Origin of the sequence: Aquiflexum sp. (assembly GCF_041751335.1) — a bacterium.
GTDB lineage: Bacteria > Bacteroidota > Bacteroidia > Cytophagales > Cyclobacteriaceae > Aquiflexum.
The window spans coordinates 1-7,128 of record NZ_JBGSXS010000116.1 but is presented as its reverse complement, the minus strand read 5'-3'; the positions used below and the strand labels follow the sequence as shown (position 1 = coordinate 7,128).

Annotated in this window: 3 protein-coding genes and 1 pseudogene; all 4 read right to left on the bottom strand. The window is 42.0% G+C overall.

All coding sequences use genetic code 11. The annotated features are described in order from the left end of the window. Positions 1-1,112, bottom strand: a 1,112-nt coding sequence (gene lpdA / locus ACEW8U_RS06330) for a dihydrolipoyl dehydrogenase (RefSeq protein WP_373521193.1), incomplete at its 3' end; no start/stop codon positions are given. A 656-nt stretch (positions 1,113-1,768) separates the two neighbouring features. After that, complete coding sequence (odhB, locus tag ACEW8U_RS06325) at positions 1,769-3,307, bottom strand: 2-oxoglutarate dehydrogenase complex dihydrolipoyllysine-residue succinyltransferase (RefSeq protein WP_373521192.1); 1,539 nt, start codon at positions 3,305-3,307, stop codon at positions 1,769-1,771. A gap of 125 nt (positions 3,308-3,432) precedes the next feature. Then, positions 3,433-6,243, bottom strand: a complete 2,811-nt coding sequence (locus ACEW8U_RS06320; protein WP_373521191.1) for a 2-oxoglutarate dehydrogenase E1 component — start codon at positions 6,241-6,243, stop codon at positions 3,433-3,435. Between the two features lie 380 nt (positions 6,244-6,623). After that, positions 6,624-7,128: pseudogene (locus tag ACEW8U_RS06315) on the bottom strand (hypothetical protein); the annotation flags it as partial.

The window sequence follows — 7,128 nt, the reverse complement described above, 5'->3', positions numbered from 1 at the left end:
TTGATGCCTTTTTCTTTTAACTGCTCCTCAGTATAGCCAACTGCTGCCACTTCTGGCCATGTGTAAACCACACCCGGGATCAAAAGGTAATTGATATGTGGTTTTTGACCTGCGATCACTTCTGCTACAAAAGTACCTTCTTCCTCTGCTTTGTGGGCCAACATGGCGCCTTTGACCACATCGCCAATGGCAAAGATATTTGGCACATTGGTCCTCAAATGTTCATCTACTTCTACCTGACCTCTATCTGTAATTTTAACACCTGCCGCTTCGGCATTTAATCCATCTGTATATGGTCTCCTTCCAATGGAAACCAACACATAATCAGCTTTCAGTTCCACAGTTTCTCCCTTGGAATTCTCCGCCTTCACGAGTACCTCTTTGCCTTTGTTTTCCACCTCGACCACTTTGTGTTTGAGATAGAAATCAAAACCAAGCTTCTTCAACGACTTCTGCAATTCCTTGCCCATGGTTATGTCCATGGATGGAATCAAAGAGTCCATATATTCTACCACAGATACCTTGGCACCCATTCTTCCATAGACAGAACCCAATTCCATGCCGATCACACCACCGCCTATGACAATCATGTGTTTGGGGATTTCCTTTAGATTCAAGGCTTCAGTAGAAGTAAGCACTCTTTTTTTATCGAGTTTGATAAAAGGAAGAGAGGAAGGTTTGGAACCGGTGGCAATGATGATATTTTTACCTTGGATATCTTCAGAAGAACCGTCATCCTTGGTGACCTTCACGGTGTTTTTATCCACAAAGGAACCTAGACCATGGTGCACCTCAATTTTATTTTTCTTCATCAAAAACTGGATACCCTCCACGTTCTGCTTCACCACATCGTCTTTTCTTGCAATCATCTGCTTAAGGTCAACCTTCAGGTTACTGAGGTTGATACCATGTGTTTTAAAAGTATGCGCTGCATTGTGAAAGTGCTCCGAAGAATCCAATAAAGCTTTGGAAGGGATACAACCCACGTTGAGGCAAGTCCCGCCGAGGGTGGCGTACTTCTCAATGATGGCAGTTTTCATTCCCAATTGGGCTGCCCTGATGGCTGCAACATATCCTCCTGGTCCGGAGCCGATTACTATTAGGTCGTACATTTTTTTAGATGTGAGATGTGAGACGCAAGACATGAGACTTGGGCACTCACGGATTTAAACTTTTTTTATCCTTGACAATCATGTTTTGAAGATGTTCAAGCTCTTTTTTTGTAATTTGAAAATCCTGATCATTTACGTATTCCAGCTTGTTAGAAATCACTAATTGGGTATCCATTACAAAGGAAGTACCAAAAGCAACATCGAGAACCTCTATTCACTACATCAAGAGATTCTCCACTTCGCTGAAGGGTCCGCTTTTAAATTCAAGCTTGATAAAGCTCGTTACCAATGACGTAAATCGGAGCGGCCCTACCTACGGCAGGCGGGCGTCATGCTGAACGTAGAGAAGCATCTTATGGGGATCAGGAAATGGTTAATATAATTATAAATATGACCTCTGGAGATCCTTCGGGCCTACCAATGACATAAGTCGGAGCGGTACGTCACCCTGATCCCGATGGCTATCGGGAGAAGGGTCTCATGAGGATCCGCAAATGATAAATATGAACGCAAATAGGACCTTTTGAGATTCCTCGTACCTCGGAATGACGATTAGCCTGATGTCATTACCCTTTCTGAACATTTACAAAATGTTGGAGACTCAGAATGACGGATCGCTATTTCTCGCTTCTCGCTTCTAATCTCTCGCTTCTGTATCAAACTCCAAACAACAACCTAGTCGGATCCTCAAGTAGTTGTTTCACCCTAACAAGGAAACTGACCGACTCACGGCCGTCGATGATGCGGTGGTCGTAGGATAGGGCAAGGTACATCATGGGGAGAATTTTTACTTCACCGTTTACGGCCATGGGTCTTTCTACGATGTTGTGCATGCCCAAAATAGCTGACTGAGGGGCATTGATGATCGGAGTGGACATCATGGAACCAAATACTCCACCATTGGTCAGTGTGAAGGTACCTCCTGTCATTTCTTCGATGGACAACTTATTGTCTCTGGCTTTGGTAGCTAGCCTGACCACTTCTTTTTCAATTTGCTCAAAACTCATGGACTCTGCATTTCTGATCACTGGTACCACCAAACCTTTTGGTGCGGATACCGCAATGGAAATATCACAGAAATCATTAAAGATCATTTCATTGCCATCAATTTGAGCATTTACTGAGGGCCATTCCTGCAGGGCTACACAGACCGCTTTGGTAAAGAAAGACATAAAGCCAAGGTTGACACCATGCTTTTCTTTGAACTGATCTTTAAATTTCTTTCTCATCTCCATGATAGGACCCATATTGACCTCATTGAAAGTGGTCAACATGGCAGTTTCATTCTTTACAGCTACCAATCTTCTGGAAACGGTCCTCCTCAAGGAAGACATCTTTTCCCTTTTGCTATCTCTGGAACCTGCAACTTTTAGTGCAGCGGCTTCTGCTGTTGGTTTTGGAGCTTCCGGTTTTGGGGTTTCCATTTTTGGTGCTTCTGATGTTACCTTTTGAGCAGCCTCAGCATCTTCTTTGGTGATCCGTCCGTCTTTTCCTGTTCCCTTGATGTCTTTGGAATCAATTCCTTTTTCAGCCAATATCTTGGCAGCAGCCGGGGAAGCATGTCCAGTTGCGTAAGTTTCTTTTTGAGAATCTTTTTTATCAGGAGCGGATTCAGAATCCTGTTTCTTATCAGATGGTACAGGGCTACCACCTTCTGTTACTTCGATTTTGCAAATCAGGCCACCAATTTCTAAGGTATCACCTTCTTTGGCAACATGCCTCAAAACTCCGGTTGCTTCAGCCGGCAATTCAAAAGTTGCTTTGTCAGAATCTACCTCTGCTATAATTTCATCCAATTCTACATGATCCCCATCGGCTTTCAGCCAATTGGCCAAAGTGACTTCGGTGATAGATTCTCCTACAGTAGGAACAATCATTTCTTTGATTTCCCCGGTTTTTCCTGAAGATTTGGAGGCTTCTTTGGTTGCTACCTTCTCCTCTTTCGCAACAGCTGCTTTGGCATCCGTTTCGATTTCACAGATTACTGCACCTATTTCCAAGGTATCTCCCTCCTCGGCTTTGATTCTTAACACACCGGCAGCTTCGGCTGCAAGTTCAAAAGTAGCTTTGTCAGATTCCAACTCACAGATGACTTCATCCATTTCCACGTAGTCACCGTCTTTTTTAAACCATTGTCCTATGGTCACTTCCGATATGGATTCCCCAACTGTTGGGACTTTAATTTCTAGGCTCATTGTTTTTTCTTTTTTACCCCCAAACCCGAAGTATCGGATCCAAGGTTAATTTTATATTATAGGTTAAAATTAAACCTGAAACCGTAATTATCCGATCAAATTATCAGACAAATACGGAATAGGGGTTATTTTGAAATTTTTAATGCTTTTTCAATGATGGCAGTCTGTTCCTGCACATGTACTTTATGGTATCCCGTGGCAGGTGATGCAGAAGTTTTCCTTGCTATCAATTCCATAGGTAGCTCTTTGTACAACATTCTTAAGATGTAGTTCCAATAGCCCATGTTTTCAGGTTCTTCCTGTACCCAGACGACTTCTGCGTTTTTGTAGGCCTTGAGTTCTTCCAAAATTTGTTTTTTAGGCAAAGGGTGTAGTTGTTCAATTCTTACAATTGCCACGTCAGTAACCTTTTCTTTTTCTCTCACCTCTTCCAAGTCGGAATAAACCTTACCTGAACAAAGTACTACCCTTTTCACATCTTTTGCCTTTACAGAAGTATCACCAATGATTTCCCTAAATCTCCCTTTTGTGAATTCTTCCAAAGGGGATACCACTTTTGGATGTCTTAATAGGGATTTTGGGGACATGACTATACAAGGTTTTCTGAATTCCCAAGCCAACTGTCTTCTCAGCATGTGGAAGAAATTGGAAGGTTCGGTAATATTGGCAACCACCATGTTATATTCAGCGGAAAGCTGTAAAAATCTTTCAGGGCGTGCATTGGAGTGCTCGGGTCCTTGTCCCTCGTAACCATGTGGCAACAACATCACCAATCCGTTCATTTTACCCCATTTGGATTCTCCTGAAGAAATAAACTGATCAATCATGGTTTGGGCACCATTGGCAAAATCACCAAACTGTGCTTCCCAAATCACCAAGGAGTGTGGGTTGGCCATGTTGTACCCATATTCAAAACCCAAAACCGCATATTCTGACAATAAGGAATTGTAGATATAGAATTGTCCTTTGCTGTCCTTTAATTCTTTGAGGAAATTATAGGGCTTATTGCTATTGGCATCATGGACCACAGCATGTCTGTGAGAAAAAGTACCACGCTGACAATCCTGACCGGTAATACGTACTGTTTTTCCATCTAACAACAATGTCCCGTATGCCAACAATTCAGCGGCCGCCCAATTGAGAGACTTGGTATTGAAGTACATGTCTTTTCTTTGCTTCAGCTGAACATCTATTTGCTTGATGGGCTTAAAACCTTTAGGAACCGAAGTCAATGCTTCGGCAACTTTAATGATCATTTCCTCTGAAACTCCGGTTTCAGGTGATTGGTCAAAATCTTCTGGATTGGATCTCCTCATGGAAAGCCATGCCTGTTCAAATTTGGTGAACTGATAAGGAAGTGGTTTTTCTTTCACCATGTTCAACCTGTCCTGCAAAAGCTGTCGGAACTCCTGATCCATCACTTGTGCTATTTCCGCATCTATATCACCTTTTTCTGTCAGTTTCTTGACGTAGATTTCTCTTGGATTAGGGTGTTTGGAAATGATATTGTAAAGCTCGGGTTGTGTGAATTTGGGTTCATCAGATTCATTATGGCCATGTCTTCGGTAGCAGACCATGTCCACAAAAATATCCTTATCAAATTTCTGACGGAATTCTGATGCCAATCTTGCGGCAAAAACAACAGATTCTGCATCGTCTCCATTGACATGGATAACGGGTGCATCAATCATTTTGGCAACATCAGTACAATAAATAGATGACCTGGCATCGTCAAAGTCCGTAGTGAAACCAACCTGATTGTTGATCACAAAGTGTATGGTCCCTCCGGTATTGTAGCCTTTCAGTCCGGCCATCTGTGTTACTTCATACACAATGCCCTGTCCGGCAACAGCAGCATCTCCGTGAATGAGTATAGGCAAAGCTTTTTTGGAATCTCCTTTGTGCTGAGAATCAATCTTAGCGCGGATAAATCCTTCAACAACAGGGTTGACCGCTTCCAAGTGGGATGGGTTCGGGGCCAATTTCATGTTCACTTTTTTCCCTTCGGGCGTAATGATATCACTGGAAAAACCCATGTGGTATTTCACATCGCCGTCACCCATGGTCAAATCGGGTTTAGCCGTTCCTTCAAACTCGGAAAAAATCTGCTCATAGGTTTTGCCCATGATGTTGGCGAGGACATTGAGCCTACCTCTGTGTGCCATACCGATCATGACTTCTTCTACACCGAGGGAAACGGAGGTATTGATGACGGCATCCAAAAACGGAATCGTGCTTTCTCCACCTTCGAGGGAAAATCTTTTTTGACCTATATATTTGGTATGCAAAAAGTTTTCGAAAACCACTGCTTGGTTCAATTTGGAAAGGATTCTTTTCTTTTCTTCCACTGCGGGATTAAATGCCAAAGCCTCTTTTTCAATTTTGGTTTTTAGCCAATCCAACATTTCGGGTTCCCTTATATAGAGGTATTCAAAACCTATCGACCCTTCATAAATGATTTTGAGGGATTCTACAATTTTAGATAATTTGGTAGTACCAATGCCGATTTCTTTACCTGCCTGAAATTCAGTATTAAGGTCATTCTGGTCAAGACCAAAATCTTCTAGGTCAATCAGGGCTTTCCTGTCCCTTCGTTGACGAACTGGATTTGTATCAGACCTCAAATGTGCTCTTGACCTGTATGCATGAATAAGCGCCCTGACCTTGATTTCTTTGGGCAATTGCTCCATATCCATAATGGTCCCACGGGTTGCCAAGGCACCGTTTGCAGGTTCTTGTTGGGAAGGAGCATTTCCATTGGAAGGCTTTGAAGGCGTTGATTCTTCAATTTCTCCAAATTTGGTAATGGCAAAATCAAAGCCATCAAAAAATGTTTTCCAACTGGAGTCTATGCTTTCAGGATCGTTTTTGTAGTCTTCATATAGCTCGTCGATATAAGCTACATGGGCATTTGAGATGAAGGAATATTTATCCATTATTGCGTTTTTGCTAACTCTTACAAATATATCTTATTCAAATATGATATGGAAACTGTATATTCGTTTAAACGGGTTTTTATTTATGAATTGTAGACTTTAGATTGGAGATATTAGATACAAGATGTAAGACACAAGACGTAAGACAAAAGACCTACTCTTCTCGCAAGCGGTATAAGACCTCATAAGTAATATGAGGGAGACACTCACATGGGCGATTGGCGATAGGGATACTCCTATAAGCAAAAGCAAGAACTTAAATGTACTGAAAGGTACAGAAAATCAAAGAAATCACGGGTAGCAATGATCCATGTCAGGAATCAAAAAAAGCGGCACCTTGGAGGTGCCGCTTTTACGTTTATAGGATTTTAAAATAATTTTTATCTTAATCCAGCAGGCCATGGTTTACCTGTATTGGAAAACAAGGTTACAGTTCCAGTTTCATTGGATGCATTGACCCAACTGAATCTTAATTCTGCACCATTGTTACTGATAAAGTTGAAGGTATAGCCATCACCATACTTGTCTGTTCCGACAAATGTTAGTCTGCCACAAGAATCACTCAATCTGACATTACCATTACCCCAAGTATCACCATAACAAGGCCAGAATCCAAAAGTAGCATCTGACACTGAGTAGGTAGTAGTATTTGCTACTGCAGTTAATGTTACCTGACCAGTAATAGTACCAGCAGCACAAGTACCAAAACCTGAAGACATTGCAGTTGATTCATAGGCAAAAGTGCCTGCCAAATCTGTAGGACAAACCACATTTACGTTGTATAAGAAAGGGGAATCATAGAATAAACCCCCTGCAACGTCTGAACTTCTATTGTCAGGACCGAACACCCTACCATTTACATCAGTAAGAATTAACCTGAATTCG